14 protein-coding genes and 2 pseudogenes are annotated in these 16,222 nt (G+C 53.5%); 13 read left to right on the top strand and 3 right to left on the bottom strand.

Annotated features, from left to right (window positions below):
• Positions 1–37 precede the first annotated feature (37 nt).
• The 8 genes from ACR1XV_RS18100 to ACR1XV_RS18065 all read left to right on the top strand — a co-directional run bounded on the left by ACR1XV_RS18100 (position 38) and on the right by ACR1XV_RS18065 (position 8,447).
• Positions 38–1,465 carry a coniferyl aldehyde dehydrogenase gene (locus ACR1XV_RS18100; RefSeq protein WP_480533908.1) on the top strand — a complete coding sequence of 476 codons (1,428 nt, stop codon included), beginning with the start codon at positions 38–40 and terminating at the stop codon, positions 1,463–1,465.
• A gap of 76 nt (positions 1,466–1,541) precedes the next feature.
• Positions 1,542–3,170 carry an AMP-binding protein gene (locus ACR1XV_RS18095; protein WP_480533906.1) on the top strand — a complete coding sequence of 543 codons (1,629 nt, stop codon included), beginning with the start codon at positions 1,542–1,544 and terminating at the stop codon, positions 3,168–3,170.
• A 116-nt stretch (positions 3,171–3,286) separates the two neighbouring features.
• A complete protein-coding gene (locus tag ACR1XV_RS18090) occupies positions 3,287–3,532 on the top strand; it encodes a DUF6489 family protein (protein ID WP_480533904.1) in 246 nt (81 codons plus the stop codon).
• A gap of 174 nt (positions 3,533–3,706) precedes the next feature.
• Positions 3,707–4,174, top strand: a complete 468-nt coding sequence (locus tag ACR1XV_RS18085; protein ID WP_480533902.1) for a MaoC family dehydratase — start codon at positions 3,707–3,709, stop codon at positions 4,172–4,174.
• Between the two features lie 22 nt (positions 4,175–4,196).
• Positions 4,197–5,831 (top strand): alpha/beta fold hydrolase, encoded by a 1,635-nt coding sequence (locus ACR1XV_RS18080; RefSeq protein ID WP_480533899.1) that lies wholly within the window; start codon positions 4,197–4,199, stop codon positions 5,829–5,831.
• A gap of 12 nt (positions 5,832–5,843) precedes the next feature.
• Entirely contained in the window at positions 5,844–6,659 is an 816-nt protein-coding gene (gene phaZ, locus ACR1XV_RS18075; protein WP_480533897.1) for a poly(3-hydroxyalkanoate) depolymerase, read from the top strand.
• A 9-nt stretch (positions 6,660–6,668) separates the two neighbouring features.
• Positions 6,669–7,937, top strand: coding sequence for a DUF445 domain-containing protein (locus ACR1XV_RS18070; protein WP_480533895.1), 1,269 nt, complete (start codon positions 6,669–6,671; stop codon positions 7,935–7,937).
• 99 nt (positions 7,938–8,036) lie between these two features.
• A complete protein-coding gene (locus ACR1XV_RS18065; protein WP_480533893.1) occupies positions 8,037–8,447 on the top strand; it encodes a phasin family protein in 411 nt (136 codons plus the stop codon).
• A 137-nt stretch (positions 8,448–8,584) separates the two neighbouring features.
• Here the strand turns inward: ACR1XV_RS18065 and ACR1XV_RS18060 are convergent, their stop codons facing one another.
• Positions 8,585–10,549 (bottom strand): alkyl/aryl-sulfatase, encoded by a 1,965-nt coding sequence (locus ACR1XV_RS18060; protein WP_480533891.1) that lies wholly within the window; start codon positions 10,547–10,549, stop codon positions 8,585–8,587.
• Positions 10,550–10,710: 161 nt separating this feature from the next.
• Here ACR1XV_RS18060 and ACR1XV_RS18055 point away from each other — a divergent pair, with 161 nt between their 5' ends.
• The 5 genes and pseudogenes from ACR1XV_RS18055 (at position 10,711) to ACR1XV_RS18035 (ending at position 14,029) form a co-directional block, all read left to right on the top strand.
• Positions 10,711–11,628, top strand: coding sequence for a LysR family transcriptional regulator (locus tag ACR1XV_RS18055; RefSeq protein WP_480533889.1), 918 nt, complete (start codon positions 10,711–10,713; stop codon positions 11,626–11,628).
• Between the two features lie 149 nt (positions 11,629–11,777).
• A pseudogene (locus tag ACR1XV_RS18050) lies at positions 11,778–12,044 on the top strand (IS6 family transposase); the annotation flags it as partial.
• Between the two features lie 891 nt (positions 12,045–12,935).
• Entirely contained in the window at positions 12,936–13,064 is a 129-nt protein-coding gene (locus ACR1XV_RS18045) for a hypothetical protein (protein ID WP_480533887.1), read from the top strand.
• 41 nt (positions 13,065–13,105) lie between these two features.
• Positions 13,106–13,300, top strand: a complete 195-nt coding sequence (locus tag ACR1XV_RS18040; protein ID WP_480533886.1) for a hypothetical protein — start codon at positions 13,106–13,108, stop codon at positions 13,298–13,300.
• A gap of 192 nt (positions 13,301–13,492) precedes the next feature.
• Positions 13,493–14,029, top strand: coding sequence for a hypothetical protein (locus ACR1XV_RS18035; protein ID WP_480533884.1), 537 nt, complete (start codon positions 13,493–13,495; stop codon positions 14,027–14,029).
• Positions 14,030–14,521: 492 nt separating this feature from the next.
• Here ACR1XV_RS18035 and ACR1XV_RS18030 read toward each other — a convergent pair whose 3' ends face one another.
• Both ACR1XV_RS18030 and ACR1XV_RS18025 read right to left on the bottom strand, forming a co-directional pair.
• On the bottom strand, positions 14,522–15,280 hold the full coding sequence (locus ACR1XV_RS18030) for a hypothetical protein (RefSeq protein ID WP_480533882.1): 759 nt from the start codon (positions 15,278–15,280) through the stop codon (positions 14,522–14,524).
• A gap of 389 nt (positions 15,281–15,669) precedes the next feature.
• Positions 15,670–16,134: pseudogene (locus ACR1XV_RS18025) on the bottom strand (DDE-type integrase/transposase/recombinase); the annotation flags it as partial.
• Positions 16,135–16,222: the final 88 nt, after the last annotated feature.

The raw sequence follows: 16,222 nt of genomic DNA, 5'->3' as shown, positions 1-16,222 counted from the left end.
GGATCACAACAAATAAGAAACTGGCGAGGCTACTGAAATGGATACTCAAGTGAACTCAGAAACTACTACTCTGCATGACGCCTTCAGCCTTTTGAGAACGGGTTACGAGACCGAGAGATTCCCAACCTTGAGAGCCCGGAAAAACCGTTTGAAACGTCTGGAAAAGCTCCTCTGTAAATACGAGCACAGGTTGGTCGAGGCGATGAGTAAAGATTTCGGCCATCGATCACACCATGAATCTGCAATGTTCGACATTCTGCTTTCAATCAGTGAGATCCGCGACAACTGGCGCCACCTTCGCAAATGGATGAACCCACGCAAGGTTAAGACACGGTTGCATTTTTTGCCGGCTAAGAGTCGCCTGATTCCACAACCCTTAGGGGTGGTTGGTGTTATGACACCGTGGAACTTCCCCGTCTATCTCGCCATGGGCGGGATCGCCAACGCCTTCGCGGCGGGCAACCGCGTGTTGCTAAAGCCAAGTGAACTCGCCCCCGCGACCAATGCGGTACTTGCCGAAGCCATTGCAGAATTTTTTTCGCCCGGCGAGCTCGCTGTGGCTGAAGGGGGAGTCGAGGTCGCTCAGGCGTTCAGCGCCCTGCCCTTCGACCACATCATATTTACCGGATCAACTATGGTGGGTCGCAAAGTGGCAGAAGCCGCCGCCCGCAACTTGACCCCGGTAACGCTGGAGTTAGGGGGAAAGTCACCCGCTTTGGTGACTAAGTCGGCCAATATCACCACTGCGGCTAAGTCCATCGCCCATGGTCGATTGGCCAATGCCGGACAGGTCTGCATAGCGGCCGATTATGCACTTGTGCCGCGTGCTGAGCAGGACAGCTTTGTCGAAGCGGCCGGAGCCTATATGCGCAAGCTCTACCCGACCTGGGAAAACAACCCGGATTACTCCACGATCATCACCGACCGGCATTTCGAACGGCTTCACACACTTGTAGAAGAGGCGGTACGCGATGGCGCAACTGCGGTACGCCCGCACGGAGACCCCAAAGAGCGATCAAACGCGCGCTACTTCCCGCCGACAATGCTGCTGGACGTGCCCAAACAGGCACGAGTAATGCAGGAGGAGATCTTCGGGCCAATCCTGCCGGTGGTGGCATATGATACGCTCGATGACGCTATTTCACATATCAATGCAGGAAGCCGACCGCTGGCGCTCTACCTATTCGCCAAAGGCCGCAGCGAGCGTGACAAGATACTAGCGGAGACGGTTTCAGGCGGTGTGGTCGTCAATGATTGCCTCTGGCACGTGCCAAACGACAGCCTGCCCTTCGGCGGCGTCGGAAATAGTGGCATGGGGTCGTACCACGGTCAGGCAGGTTTCGATGCCATGTCCAAGGTCAAACCTGTCATGTATCAGCGTCGACTACGCGCCACCCAGCTTTTTCATCCGCCCTACGGAAGCGTAGTTGAGGTCTTAGGCAAGGCGATGCGCAGAATCGTCTGACCCCGCCTACCGCGCGCAAAAGTTGGAAAAAAAAGTAACAACCCCACCAGCCCAGTCATTTTCAAGGAGGAAGACAATGACCAGACACTGGCTCAATTCTTACGATCCCGGCGTTCCGGATCATATTGATTCCGATGCCTATCCGTCGATCGTAGCCTTGTTTGAGCAAGCAGCGGAGCGATACAGGGATCTGGTTGCGCTTGAATGTTTCGGCCACAAGATGACCTTCGGTACGCTCGAGGAAAAATCGCGAGCGGTGGCCGCCTATCTGCAAAACGAACTAGGTGTAAAGAAGGGCGACCGGGTTGCGCTGATGGCACCCAACGTCTTTGCGTTTCCGATTGCCATGCTGGGTATCCTGCGTGCAGGCGCCTGCCAGGTGAATGTGAACCCGCTCTACACCTCGCGCGAGTTGGAGCACCAATTGCAGGATTCCGGCGCTGAGACCATTGTGATTTTTTCGGGTTCGACACCGGTTCTGGCCGAGATCATCGACAACACACCCGTCAAGCAAGTCATCACCATGGATCTGGCGGATGGAACTAGTCTGCCTCTGCAGAGCCCGCAAGTGGATGGTCGTCTGTCCGATACTATCGCGCTGACCGACATTCTTTCACAGGGCGCGGATTTCAGCTATTCGAAGGTCAAGTTGACCGGCGATGACCTACTTTTCCTGCAATATACCGGTGGCACCACCGGCCCGTCCAAAGGTGCGGTTCTGAACCACCGGAATCTGGTAGCCAATATCGAGCAATACAAAGCCTTTGTCTCGGATGCGGCGACACCAACGGAAGAGGTGGTTGTCCTGGCACTGCCTCTCTATCACATTTTTGGCCTTATGCTTCTGCTGACCTACACGTCGCTGGGTTGCAAGATGATCCTGATCCCCAACCCGCGCGACATTGACGCCTTCCATACGGCGATCAAAGATGCCGGCGTCACGGTCTTTCCGGCGGTTAACACGCTATTTGCGGGTCTGGCCATGCACCCAGGCACCAAGCAGGTGGATTTTTCCAAGCTTAAAGTCTCGATCGGTGGTGGAGCTGCAATTATCGAAACCGTTTCGAAGAACTGGAAGGCGCTGACGGGACAGCACATTACCGAAGGGTATGGGCTGTCGGAAACTTCTCCGCTGCTGACTATCGTGCCGGTGGGCAGACCAGAATTTACCGGCTCGTGCGGCCTGCCCGTTTCATCAACCGACGTTAAATTGTTGGATGATAACGATGAGATCGCTCCTCTGGGAAAACGCGGCGAAATCTGCGCCACCGGACCGCAAGTGATGTCGGGATACTGGAACAAGCCGGACGCCAACGCGGAGGCTTTCACCAAAGACGGGTATTTCCGTACGGGCGACATCGGCGTGTTCGATGAAAGTGGCTACCTTCGTATCGTGGACCGGAAAAAAGACATGATCATCGTATCGGGTTTCAATGTGTTTCCCAACGAGATCGAGGCAGTCGTGACCGCCGTCGACGGGGTAGCAGAATGTGCCTGCATCGGCATTCCCGACGAAAAAACCGGTGAAGCGATCAGCATTTTCGTGGTCAAAAAAACCGGTGCGGAGGTGTCCGAAGGGCAGATCGTCGCGCACTGCCGCAAGGAAATGACAGCCTACAAGACACCACGCAAAATCACCTTCGCTGACGAATTGCCCAAATCCGCGGTCGGCAAGATTCTCCGGCGCGAATTACGCGATCTCTGATACGAACGCTGTGCGCCACCCCACGAAACTGGGCCCGGCGCGCAGCTCCACAGGGTCGAGGCTGGCGCCGCGCTGGCTTGAGCCCCCAAATTCCGTCGCGCAACAGGAGCTGAAGGATGAAGATCACCGTTGAAATCGATTGCACCGCACAAGAAGCCCGGGAAGTCATCGGATTACCGAACGTGCGTTCTCTACAGGAAAAATGGCTGGAGAAGATCAGCGCGGCAATGATGGCCGATCCCAACAACTTCTCACCTGAGACGCTGATCCGCAATTGGACGAAGTCGGCGGCTCCGGGGTTCGAGATGATGCCAGAGATGGTCCAAAATCTGATGAAATCAGCGTTGCCGGAAAAGACGTAACCGACAACACGACGAGGATCGACACCCGACGAACCAAAGCGCCCTTGATGAATGGGCAAGCTGTTTCAGGATCTCACGCTCCATGAAGCGCCGATCCTACGCGGACCGCCGAATTCGAAATCACCACCTGCTCGCCGTGACCGGTGCGCACCGAAAAATGACAGGAGGAAAACAATGGCTGCTCCCGATGGATACAGCACCGCAACGATGGCCGATTTCCTAGGCTGGAAATTCGACAGCACGAATCCAATCCTTGTCGATCAGGATCGGATCAACGGATTCGCCACGTCGACCGGGGACCATCAGTGGATCCATGTTGATGTGGACCGCGCCAAGCAGGAAAGTCCGTTCGGCGCGCCGATCGCGCACGGTTTCCTGACGCTGTCGCTGCTGGCGGCAGATGCTATTAATTCCGGAGTCATCCCACCTGATGCCAAGGCCGTTCTGAATTACGGGCTGGGCAAGGTGCGATTCCTGGCCCCGGTAGTCGCGGGCGCGAAGGTGCAGGCCAGTTACAAGCTCGCAGCCGCTGAAGACAAAGGCCAGGGCCGCACACTTCTCACGATAGACAGCACACTGGGCGAGGCGGAAGCAGACGCTCCTGCCGTTGTTGCCGAACTGATGGCAATGGTCATTTCTTAAGGACACAAAGGGAGAGCTGGATATGCCTAAGAAAACTATGGAAACATCGGCTGACATGGCCAAAGCGATGGCCGAGTTCTATACATCATCCCTGAAGCAACCGGATCAACTGCTCGCTTCATATTACAGCTTTGTGATGGAGAGTGTTGGCGCGATGACCGGCCGATCAGATGTACAACCGGCTCTCGGTGATCGCCGCTTTTCCGATCCGATCTGGCAGTCTAGCCCTGTCTACAAAGCAATGATGACCAGCTATCTGAGTTGGTGCAATCATCTCAACAACTGGGTCGAGGAACTCGAAATCGACGACCGGGATAAACTGCGCGCCAAGTTCCTAACCTCACTTGTGACCGACACGATGGCACCTACCAACATGTTGATGGGCAATCCGCAGGCGATGAAGGTGACGCTGGAAAAAGGCGGTAAGAACCTGTTGAGCGGCACCAAAAATCTCATCGAAGACATGCTGAATAACAACGGCTTGCCCTCGATGGTTGATAAATCCAAGTTCACTGTCGGAGAAAACCTGGCCCTGACCGAGGGGGCGGTGATCTATCGCGAAGATCTGCTGGAGCTGATCCAGTACACGCCGCAGACTGCCAAGGTATTCAAACGTCCAATCTTCATTATTCCGCCACAGATCAACAAGTTCTACATCTGGGATCTGGCACCAGATCGTTCTGTGGTGGAATATCTTCTCAAACAGGGCCATCAGGTCTTCATTGTCAGTTGGCGTAACCCAGGCGAGGAGCACGCTCATTGGGGCATGGACGAATATGTGCATGCTCTTGATCGTGCAACCGAAGTAGCCTGCGATATCACCAATTCGAAAGATCTCAACATCGTCGGTGCCTGTTCCGGCGGGATCACAGCTTCCCTGCTTTTGGCGTATTGGGCAGCACAGGGAATACACCGTGCCAATAGCCACACGCAGCTGGTGGCAATTTTGGACATTGCCGGAGCAAAGGAAACGGCTATGGGGCTCTTCGCCAATTTCGAGACATTGGAACTGGCGCGGATGTTTTCTCGAACGCAGGGTGTCCTGCCCGGGAAGGACTTGCAAAAAGCTTTTGCGTGGTTGCGCCCCAACGATTTGATTTGGGCCTATTGGGTCAACAATTACCTGCTGGGCAACGAACCGCCAGCCTTCGACATACTTTATTGGAATGCCGATACAACAAATCTGCCCGGCAAGTTGCATGGCGACATGATCAAGCTGATGGAACAAGGCGGAATGAAGAAGGGAAACACCTGGTATGTCGGAGATGTGGAGACCGATTTGCAGGCAGTGACCTGTGACAAGTTTATTCTGGGCGGCACAACTGACCACATAACACCGTGGGAGGGTTGTTATTTGTCGATGCAGGGTTTTGGCGGCGACAACGAATTCGTTCTGTCACAATCGGGGCACATCCAGGCGATCATCAACCCACCCGGCAATCCCAAGGCGCGTTACATGACCAACACCGGCAGCCACGGCAGTCCCGAGACCTTCCTGGAGGGCGCAGAAAAACACGAGGGTTCGTGGTGGGACTACTGGGCCAAATGGCTGGAGGCGCGCGCGAATGACAAGAAACTGGCGCCAAAATCGTTGGGCAACAAGGCTCACTCACCACTTATGGACGCGCCGGGGGCTTATCTGCTGGAAGACGCCTGAGGATCTAATAGAATGAACATAGAACAACAAACTCTAACAGCCTCGGGTCAGGAGTGGAATGTTGCGGTCATCGGCGACGAAGACGCTGAAAGAACATTGCTGCTCTGCAACGGGATCGGTGCCAGCCTGACCACAATCGGACCCTTCGCAGAACATTTCAAACGTACTCGCCTCATAGCGTTCGATGTTCCGGGCGTTGGCGGATCGCCGACGCCAACGCTGCCCTATCGGTTTGCAAATCTGTCGCGTATGCTCGGGGACATTCTTGACCAGCTGGGGATCGGGAACGTGGACGTATTCGGTGTGTCCTGGGGCGGTGCGCTGGCGCAGCAATTCGTGCATGACCATCAGCGCCGCTGTCAATCCTTAACCTTGGCCGCAACGACAGCCGGAGCCGTTATGGTTCCCGGCAGCGTCAGCGTGCTCAGCAAGATGGCAACCCCGCGACGCTATACCGACCCCGATTACCTGTTTTCCATAGCCAAGGATATTTATGGTGGTGAAATTGCATTCGAAAAGGAGCTGCTGAAGGACCACACGATGGCAATGCAGGCAGGCGATACTCGCGGTTACATCTACCAGTTGCTCGCCGCCTGGGGTTGGACCAGCTATCTTTGGCTCAGCCGGATCAGGATACCAACGCTAATCCTGATGGGTGAGGACGATCCGTTGGTACCGCCGGTCAATGGTCGCATTCTGGCGCGGCGTCTGCCCAATGCCAGGCTGGAAACAGTCGATTGCGGACACATGTTTGTCCTGACGCAGGCCGAGCGTATTGCCGACCGGGTCGAGTCATTCCTTCACGAAGACGGTAAGGCTGCCGCCTGAGGGGCTAACATGCACGCTTCCAAACCTCCATCCGCGCACGTCGCTGCCACGGGCGCGGGGGCGGACGACGCCAGGGGGGTCCGCCGGACCGCATCAACTCTTCTTGGCGGCCTGCTGTTGGTCTTCGTTGCGACCTCTATCCCGGACGACCCGCCCCGCTGGATCCTTCTCGCCCGCGCGATGGCGGAAGCAGGCATGATAGGCGGGTTGGCTGACTGGTTTGCAGTCGAAGCCTTATTCCGGCGCCCTCTGGGCCTACCAATTCCACATACGGCGCTTTTACCCAAAAACCAAAAACGTGCGGCTGAGAACATCGCGCGTTTCATCGACGAGCACTTCGTGATTCCCGAGCAACTGCTGGCGCAAATCCGAGCCGTGGATCCGCTGCACAAAATCACCGATTGGCTAGCACAGCGTGAAAATGCCAAGATCATCGGTCAGGAACTGTCTTGGGCGCTCCGGATGCTCCTGCACGTCCAAGTTGAGCGCGGCACTCCCGCACCTGTCAGGCAGTTGGTTTCGAAAACGATACGACGTCTGGCCGCATCTGACCGACTTGAGGATCAGGTCTCATCCCTTCTTAAGCAATCGCTGGATACCGAATTGCTTGATGCGGTTCTGGTACAGGTACAGAAGGCGATCAACGAAAACCGCCCGGCAATCGTGCGTATGGTACAAGATCGCAGCCGCTGGTGGATCGCCAAAGGCATCGATCGGCAAATGGCGTCGTTGCTGGTCGAGGGTGTCATGTCGGTGCTCAATGAGTTGAGCAATGCCGAGTCACCGCGCCGTGCCGCATTTGCTCACTCAGTCACGGAGATTATTGATCGGTTCCGCGAGGATCGGGTCATTTCGCGCTTTATCGAAGATAGCCTGAGAGATCGGACAGGGTCAAAGGCCTTCACCCACGCGGTCGAGGATTTGCTGCAGGCGGCACTGACCGAGATCGACAGACAGGTCACGAACGATCCGGATGGGTTCTCTGACACTATGACAGATGCAATTCTGGAAATTGCCCGGTATCTGGCAGACAACCACTCAGCGCGAACCGCAATTTCCGATCGGCTCGAAACGGCGCTTTTGACAATGTTCGAAGCAATGCGCGCACCGGTGCGCGAATATGTGGCCAGAACTATCACAGAGTGGGACAGTGACGCACTCGTGGCCCGGATCGAGACCGAAGTGGGCCGCGATCTTCAGTTCATTCGGATCAACGGATCGATACTGGGCGCCGTACTGGGTGGAGTTTTTCACGTTACCGGGCATTATATATTCTAGTTATGGAATATTACGCTGCGTCGCAGCATTTCAATTGTTGCACTGCAGCATTTCCGTCTTACATTCCACTCACATCACCGATGAATAAGGATCAAGACCATGTCTAAGAAGATCGAGACGAAAGCTACTGGCACTGAAACCCACGGTGCCATTGACAACGTCACCAACCGAGTGGCCGAGACCGGAAAAGCGGCAAGCGGGTTGTTCTCTGCCTTGATCACAGGCAGCCGTACCGCCCTGGAAGGTGTGATTGCAGTTGACAAGGCGCTTCTTGGCTATGCCGGTGAAGCTACCAAGAGCGTTACCGATTTGGGACGCCAGAGCATCAAGGCCAAGTGTATGAGCGAACTTTTGGACCTGCATGTTGCACATGCTCATGACCGCATCGAACAAAGCGCTGCCAACACACGCGAAGTGCTCGATCTGGCTCAATCCAAAGCAAAAGAAGCATATGTGCCGATTAAGGAAGCAATGTCGGCCTACTTGCCCGAAAAAAAGCCGGCGGCTTGATCTGCTACACGACGTAAAGAAAAGAGGCATCACCGGATTCTCCGGCGATGCCTTTCTCTATTAAGAATTCCCGTCAAGTCGCGCCGCTCCTTCAGTATGCTTGCGCTGCCCTTAACGGGCAGCGCAAGCCAATCCTCCTACGGTGTAACGATCGGAAACCATAAGTCGAATGCGTCCATCATGCCCATGAGCTGAGCAAAGACCATCGGATCGCCATCAAAGGACGTCGCTTCAGAGCCTACGAATTGCTCAAATGTAATCGTCTTCAGCAGCAGCGCACCAAGCGTTTGACGATTCAGCGAAATGGTCAGGTCCGCATCGTTCGACTGAACGTTCGACGTGTTGGTCAGGACGGAATTGCTCAGCTCCAACGTATGCTTGTCGCCAGTCTCCGTGAAATGAAGATTGATCGCCAGTTCTTTGCCAGCGGCCTTCTCCGGGTTCAGGCTCACCCCCATGAAGTCAAAAAACATCTCGTTCGTCATGGCTGCAAGAGCGTCCGGGCCGATAATGGGGGCCGGCGCCGGTTTCACCCCATCCCGCAATTCCTTTGCAGCGCTCAGATACACATTGCGCCAAGGACCGGATTCGGCCTGATATCCCAGCTGCGTTAGCGCCGCTGCCTGCAGATTGCGTGCTGCTGTGTTTTCCGGATCAGCAAAAACCAGGTGATTCACAACCTCAGCCACCCAGCGAAAATCGCCTGCATCAAAGGCGGCTTGCGCTTTTTCAAGAAGTGCTTCTGCACCACCCATGAAGTCAACATAGCGAGCACCTGATTCCGCCGGCGGTAGACGGTCGAGGTTGGCTGGGTTGCCATCATACCATCCGAGGTAGAAATTGTAGACCGCTTCGGCATTGTGCTTCAGGCTGCCATAGTAGCCGCGCGTCGAAAACGACCTAGCGAGATCTTCGGGCAGTTTGATCGAGTTGGTAATCTCGCGCGGAGTCATGCCGCTATTGGCCATACGCAGCGTTTCGTCATGGATGAAGCGGTAGACATCGCGCTGATTGATCAAATACTCGCGGATATTGTCCTCGCCCCAGGTTGGCCAGTGGTGGCTGGCAAAGGCCACATCGGCGCGTCCATCAAAAAGCTGCAGCGATTCGTTGATGTATTTCGACCACAACAGCGCGTCACGAACCTTGGCTCCCCGCAACGTATAAACGTTGTGCATCACGTGGCTCGTCACCTCGGACATGCAGAGCGCTCGAAATTGCGGAAAATACATCAGGAATTCCGACGGTGCTTCGGACCCGTTGGCCATCTGGAATTCGATCTCGACGCCATCGACCATCATAGTGTCCCCGGTTTCCGAGATGATCCGGTTCGGAGGAAGCAGCGTCACCACATCGCTTGCAGTTGTCTGTCCCAACCCTGAGCCGATTTGGCCGGTTGGACCCTTTTCCAGCATATTACCATACATGAATGACGCACGGCGTGTCATGGCGTTGCCGGCCAGCACATTCTCGGCCACGGCATGCTCCATAAAGCCTTCCGGCGCAATAATATCGACCTCGCCGGCAGCGTACGCCTCGGCATCAACCACACCCCGAACTCCGCCGAAATGGTCGGCGTGGCTGTGGGTGTAGATAACGGCCACAACTGGCCGCTCGCCCAGATTTTCGTTGGCCAGCGCAAGACCCGCGCGTGCGGTGGACGCAGTAAGCAGTGGGTCAATGATGACCCAACCGGTCTCACCTCGAATGAGGGTCATGTTGGACAGGTCATATCCGCGGATCTGGTAGATTCCGTCGGTTACTTCGAACAGACCGTGTATGTTGTTCAACTGCCCTTGCCTCCAGAGCGAAGGGTTTGCGGTGGCAGGTGCCTCACCCGCGAGAAATTCATATCCGGCGATATCCCAGACAGCGCGGCCCTCGGCATTGCTGATTGCTGGGTCTGTGATCGCGGCGATGAATCCGCGTTCGGCATCATCGAAATCCTGACGGTCAGAAAAGTCCAGCAAGTCCAAAACCGCCGCGTTGGCCGTGGCCGTGGACGGTTCTGCCGGATTATTCTGAGCTATCCCTGGCTGCCCCCCCGCTAAGATTAGCGATGTCGTCAAGAGCAGGGATCGGGTCAAACGTCTGGGTATCATTCTGTCCTCCATTCAGCGGCCTGGAGATCTTCGGTTTTCGATTGATCACCATCGGCACGGATACATGAAGTTTGAAGTTTTACAGGCCAAAGCGTTATAATAGAAATCGAATAAAACAGTAACTGTTATAGACAAACTTAATAACGAGATGCGAGGGCGTTATGATCACAGCACGGCATTTGCAACAGATTTTGGCGATAGCCGAATACGGGACAATCAATCGTGCGTCAGTGGCTCTTAACATGAGCCAGCCAGCCTTGACCGCAAGTATTTCAAAGCTCGAGGAAAGGCTGAGAGTTTCACTATTCGACCGTACAAGCCGGGGTGTCGCGCCAACTCTTTTTGGACAGCATATCGTTGACAATGCAATTGATATCCTTTCGCGATTGGACCGGCTTGAATCTGATATCCAATTGTTGTCGAGCGGTGAACGTGGCGAGATAAAGATTGCAGCGGGACCGGTTCTCATGCATGGAGCATTGCGCAACGTCATCCCCGCTTTTGCAAATGCCTTTCCGAACATCAAACTTCGGCTCCAGATCAGCTATTCCAAACGTATCATCGAAATGGTCGAAGCTGGGCAGATTGATCTCGGAATTGCCACAACGGGCAGCGAATCCCGTTTACCCAACATCGTTGTATCACCGCTTTTGCAAGACAGAATGATTTTTGTCGGCCGTTCCGGGCATCCGCTGGCAACCAAAAAAACTGTAAGTAAAACAGAAATTTGGAAGTACCCGCTGGCTATCCCCGAGGTGCCCGTGGAAATGCAGCATTGGTTTCAGTCTCTTGGCGGTACGGAGGCCGTAACACCGCACATATCGCTGATCACCGACGACTACGACATGCTGTTCCGAACCGTTTTGGAAGGCGATACGCTTACCGCAGCACCGTCGCATCTCGTGCAACCATATTTGAATGAGTCACGCCTCGCTGTGATTGTTCATTCGGATCGATCATTGCGTTGGCAGGCTCAGATAATACACAATCGGATTTCCGAGCTGTCTCCGTCGTTCCAAGTGTTGCGGAACATGTTGAATGTCTGGAGCCAGTCCGTCTCGACCTCGGAAACGTTCTAGGGGCTTTGTCGCAATCTTTCGGCATCTCTGTCTGAGACTAGATCCTCGTGTTAGTGGTGTCCCTTATTTTGACAGGAGCCAAACGTGACGATCTCATTCAAGGTGATTGCCAACTTGTTTGAGCGTTCCGAACTGGTTACGCCTCAAGCATAAAGATACCGTCCAAAATGCCGGGCCTGAAGGGTTTTCATATTCTGCACGAGATCATCGCCTATGCTGCCTAGGCCAACCATCGAATTGTGCTCAGCACTGTCGATGTAGAAGATCTGCTCGCTGAGCGCGGAGTTTCGGTCAGTAGGGAAACCGTCCGGCAATGTGTTAATCGCTTTGGCGGCCATTTCGCCAATTGCATCGGGCGAGACCGGCCACGGCTGGCCGACAAGTGGGTTTTGGACGAAGTGATCATCTCGATCAAAGACTGAAACCCGCAAACCGCGATCAGGACCAAGAAGAGCGCAGGCCGATCCTTTGCTAACAAATGGCGAAAGGCAAGAAAGCCCAAAATCATATCAACCATCAAGGGGATAGGGATTATCAACATAGTCGCCAAATAGACCAAGAACCCGTTCATCGCGACCTGAAACCGGTTCGAGGACGCGCATTCACAAAATACCCGCCGATAAGGGGTCATCAATTCAACATTGGAGACCTGAAATGCATTCAATCTTTTTCACCTCTTCCTTCGCCATTTTATTAGCCGTCAGCGCCCATGCAGATCCGGCTGTCGGTTTCGACCGCTTCTCGATAAAGACTGACCATCGCGTTGGGCAGGTTGCAGTAGGGCTATGACCACCTGTCGGTCGTGCGACCTATGCCGGTGAAATCGGCGGTAACGCGGTGTTTGAACCCATCAAAACTAATATTGGGGCAGCCTTGCCCGATGAAAAACTACCGTTGATTGTCGTCTCCCACGGGTGCGGCAGTAGTATAGATGGCACCGCCTGGCCGGCAACCGGCTTGGCCGAACGCGGCGCGTTGGTTCTAGTCCTGAATCATCCAGGCACAACAACTGGCGACAGTTCACCGCGCCAGACAGTGCGATTGTCGGAGCGCGCCGCAGATATGAGCGCTGCGCTCGACCATGTTCTGGCAGATCCCTAATTCTCCGAACATATCAACTGCGACCTGATAACTGCCCTGGGCTTTTCACTTGGCGGTTCGATAGTGCTTGGGCTGGCGGCCTGGAACTTGATGCCGAAGCTTACCGTGATTATTGCCGAAAATTCGGCGAAACCACCCAAGACTGTCTGTTCCTCATACACGGTGGAGTAGATTTTGATAACCTACCCTAGGAATTTTCCATCAATATGACGGATGAACGTTTCAAAAACATCGTCGCGGTGGACCCCGGCTTCATCTACGCCGCCGTTCCAGAAAGCGCCGAGTTCATCAATCGCCCGGTTCCGCTAATATCACTTGGTGACAGTTTCCCTTAGTTTGCAACAGATGTACGTGCCGAAGGCAGTGGCTGGCTGACATGTTCCCGAACGCCACGTATAATGTGATCTCAGATGCCTATCACTATTCATTTTTCCCGATCTGCACCGAAGATGCGCCGCAATTTCTGCTTGAAGAAGGCGAAGACCTCATTTTTGATGATCCGGAAGATTGGAATAGATCAACGGCACATGAAGCTTCCATCCTAGCAATCGCGCAATTCTTAGAGCTTTAAGTGCCTCTCTCATTAAGTTCTTCCAGCCTAATTGGCTGGGAGAACAGCAACCGAACGCACAAGCTGGTGTTCCCACTAAGTTCCTCATGCCGCCCAAATATACGCGTTCGGTTCAGTTAGGCCTTATTTGGGTAGACATTCGACAAGAGCTAAATCACTTTTCGACTAGTTTTCGGCTTTTGGAATACAGGTATGATCGACAAGATTTTGAGATGGTTGCGAGAAGGTATCGGCGACAAAGCTACTATAGCTTTTGCCGCAGGAGCAGTCATGGGTGTAGTCAGCGGCGCAGCGGCTTCATTCATTTATTGGCAACACAGTACAAATTCAGAAATTTCGGAGAAAACTAAGGAGGCCGTTCGCTGGGAAGCAAAGTACGAAGAGGCTGAAAAGCATCTAGCAAAACTTGAGGCAGAATTTGAGGGGAAGAATGATAGGATCAGGAGCCTTGAAACAGAAATCGACAAATTCGAAGAAAACGAAGTTGCTTCCCAATGTGACTACATTCGAACAAGAATTGGTGAAAGGAAAGGCGACATTGCCAGACTCGATGCTGAAATAAGTATTCACTCTCCCATGATGTGGAAATCAATTGGCGGGGAAACTACTGCGTCGCAACTTTATACGGAGGAAGAACCGTACTCTGAACACCGGAGACTGCAACAACAAAAGGACAAAATGATCTCCAGCATAGAAGAACTGGAGATACGTTTGGACAATTGTCGGTAGCACTAAGCTGTTCATTCCGCTTTCTGCCGGTGGTCGCCGTTAAAACAGCGGTAGCGACCCGTTGACCGAATTGTCCGGTGAGAGCCAATGCGCCAGATTAACCAATTCTCTTTCTGAATTACGGTTGATCGTCGCGAGGTTCAACAAATTGCCAAGATTGACAGCCAGGCACGATATCTATTCGTCATCGAAGATCATTCCTCATGTTCGCTGCTCTTTTTTTGTCAATCCGTTCCTGATTTGCTATTGTAAGGAAAAAGACGCTGTTGCTGCTGGGCGTCAAAAGAACCAGAATAGCGCGAACGAGGCTGTCGCGGCAAGCACGGCCAACAATATTGATGTTGTGGCGCTCGTGTCGTTTCGACTTTGCTCATAGAGAACTCCAGCGATGAAGGAAAAAAACAATGCGCTCAAAATTAGAGCAGTAGCCAAGAGATGGAAAAATTGTGTCACGCTCTTTAGTTCCTTATTCGCGGTTTGTGACAGAGAGTTTCAGGCCCATTCCCATCGTGAAGGGCGCAGGAGGTTTAGACACATCTCCTTGGGTATCGCTTCAGTGATGGCTTTTAACGCAGATGCTGCCAAGTTGGGTGTCTTGAGCGAAAACCTAGATTTCGACGGAAACCACTCTCCCTGCCATCTGCCCGTCGCTCTTATTATGTAGATGAATTGGCTGACAACCCTGCGTATGAAGCGCCTTGATTCCCGAGGCCTCTCGGACGTTGGATGAGTGACGGGCACGTTACTGATCTTCAGGTCTTGAACTTCAACTTTGCCATGATTGGTCAGTAGTCTCTTTCCAGCGGTAAAACAGGCCAGAACGAAGCCATCATGGACAAACAGGGAGTCGGTGCCGCCGTTCCCAAATGCCCCGTGAATTCTAAGAACAGGGGCATCGAAGTGCGAAGAATAGGTACTGGTGACATTGCTGGAAACATCGTTGATGACGGCAATGGCGTCCAGAAGCTGAGTGCTACCAACACTGCCATTAAAACAGATCAGTTCAACCTCCAGTCTAAAATCTCCAGTTGCAGATCTAATCTTGGTGACGGAAAAAGTTAGGGCGTATTCTTGGCCCCTCTGCAGACCCACTTCCTGCTCTAGCCGATCACCGTCTTGCGCATCGTAGTAACCATTGCCGAAGATGATGCAGTTGTTTCCGGGATCGTAAGCAGGAGCCGTGAAATCTGTTCCGCTGACGGACCAGCCAGTCGATGCGATTGAAAAATCTGCGTTTGCAATGAGTGGCATACTTACTTTCAATACTCCTTGCGACTTGCTCTGAAGTTCAGATCACGAAATTGGTTACTCAGTAAGTCAAGACCTAAAGCCTCAATTACTGTACAGGATTTAAAAGATCTGGGTCGCCTACGAATCTGGACAAAGACATGTTTAAGGTTGTAACTGATTGTTTCTTTAACTTGACGCAGTTCATACTTTTCTGCGTCAAGAATGGTTCTACAATACTTCAGCATTTTTTGTTATCCGGTTAGCGAATCTGGAAGCGCCCAAAAGCTCTTTTGAGCACGGACCAGCACAAACGGATATCTCTATTGCGAACCTGGCTGTCCGTCGTCAGGAATTTTGGGACAGATGGCCGCCTGAGCTAAGAGAGGATCAGGCACATCTTGTTGGTTTGATTATGCGGCGAATTTGCGGTGAAGCAAGCGCCGGGTTTCGAGTGTCTTCCGGTTGAACCTTTCTCGCTGTTTCAAAATGGCGTGGCCGCGCCCGAAGTAGACATCGGCGGGTGTGAGGTTTTGCAGGCTCTCGTGATAGCGCCGGTGGGCGTAGTGATCGACAAAGGCGTCGATCTGCTGCCTGAGATCACCGGGCAGGTAGTAGTTTTCCAGCAAGATGCGGTTCTTCAAGGTATGGTGCCCCTCGGACATGATCGATTTTCTGATCTTCCAGCCATTCTGCAAGTTCACCAGAGATGTGGCTGGACCCATTGTCGCTGAGCAGGCGCGGTTTGTGGGCGACGGTCGCTTGGGCACAGCCCGAAGCATGCAAAGTCAGGTCCAGTGATCGGTGACATCATTGGCCTTCATCGTCGTGCAGACCTTCCAGGCGATGATATAGCGGCTGTAATCATCTCGAAGGGTGACGGTGCCGCCAAATTGAAACCCGTTTGTGCCTCCGATATTGGCAAGGCGATAGATTCCAAAATCAAAGTCAGGCATTTATCGAAGC

This window comes from Ruegeria sp. AD2(2025), from assembly GCF_056542385.1.
This window is presented reverse-complemented; position numbering and strand designations above follow the sequence as displayed.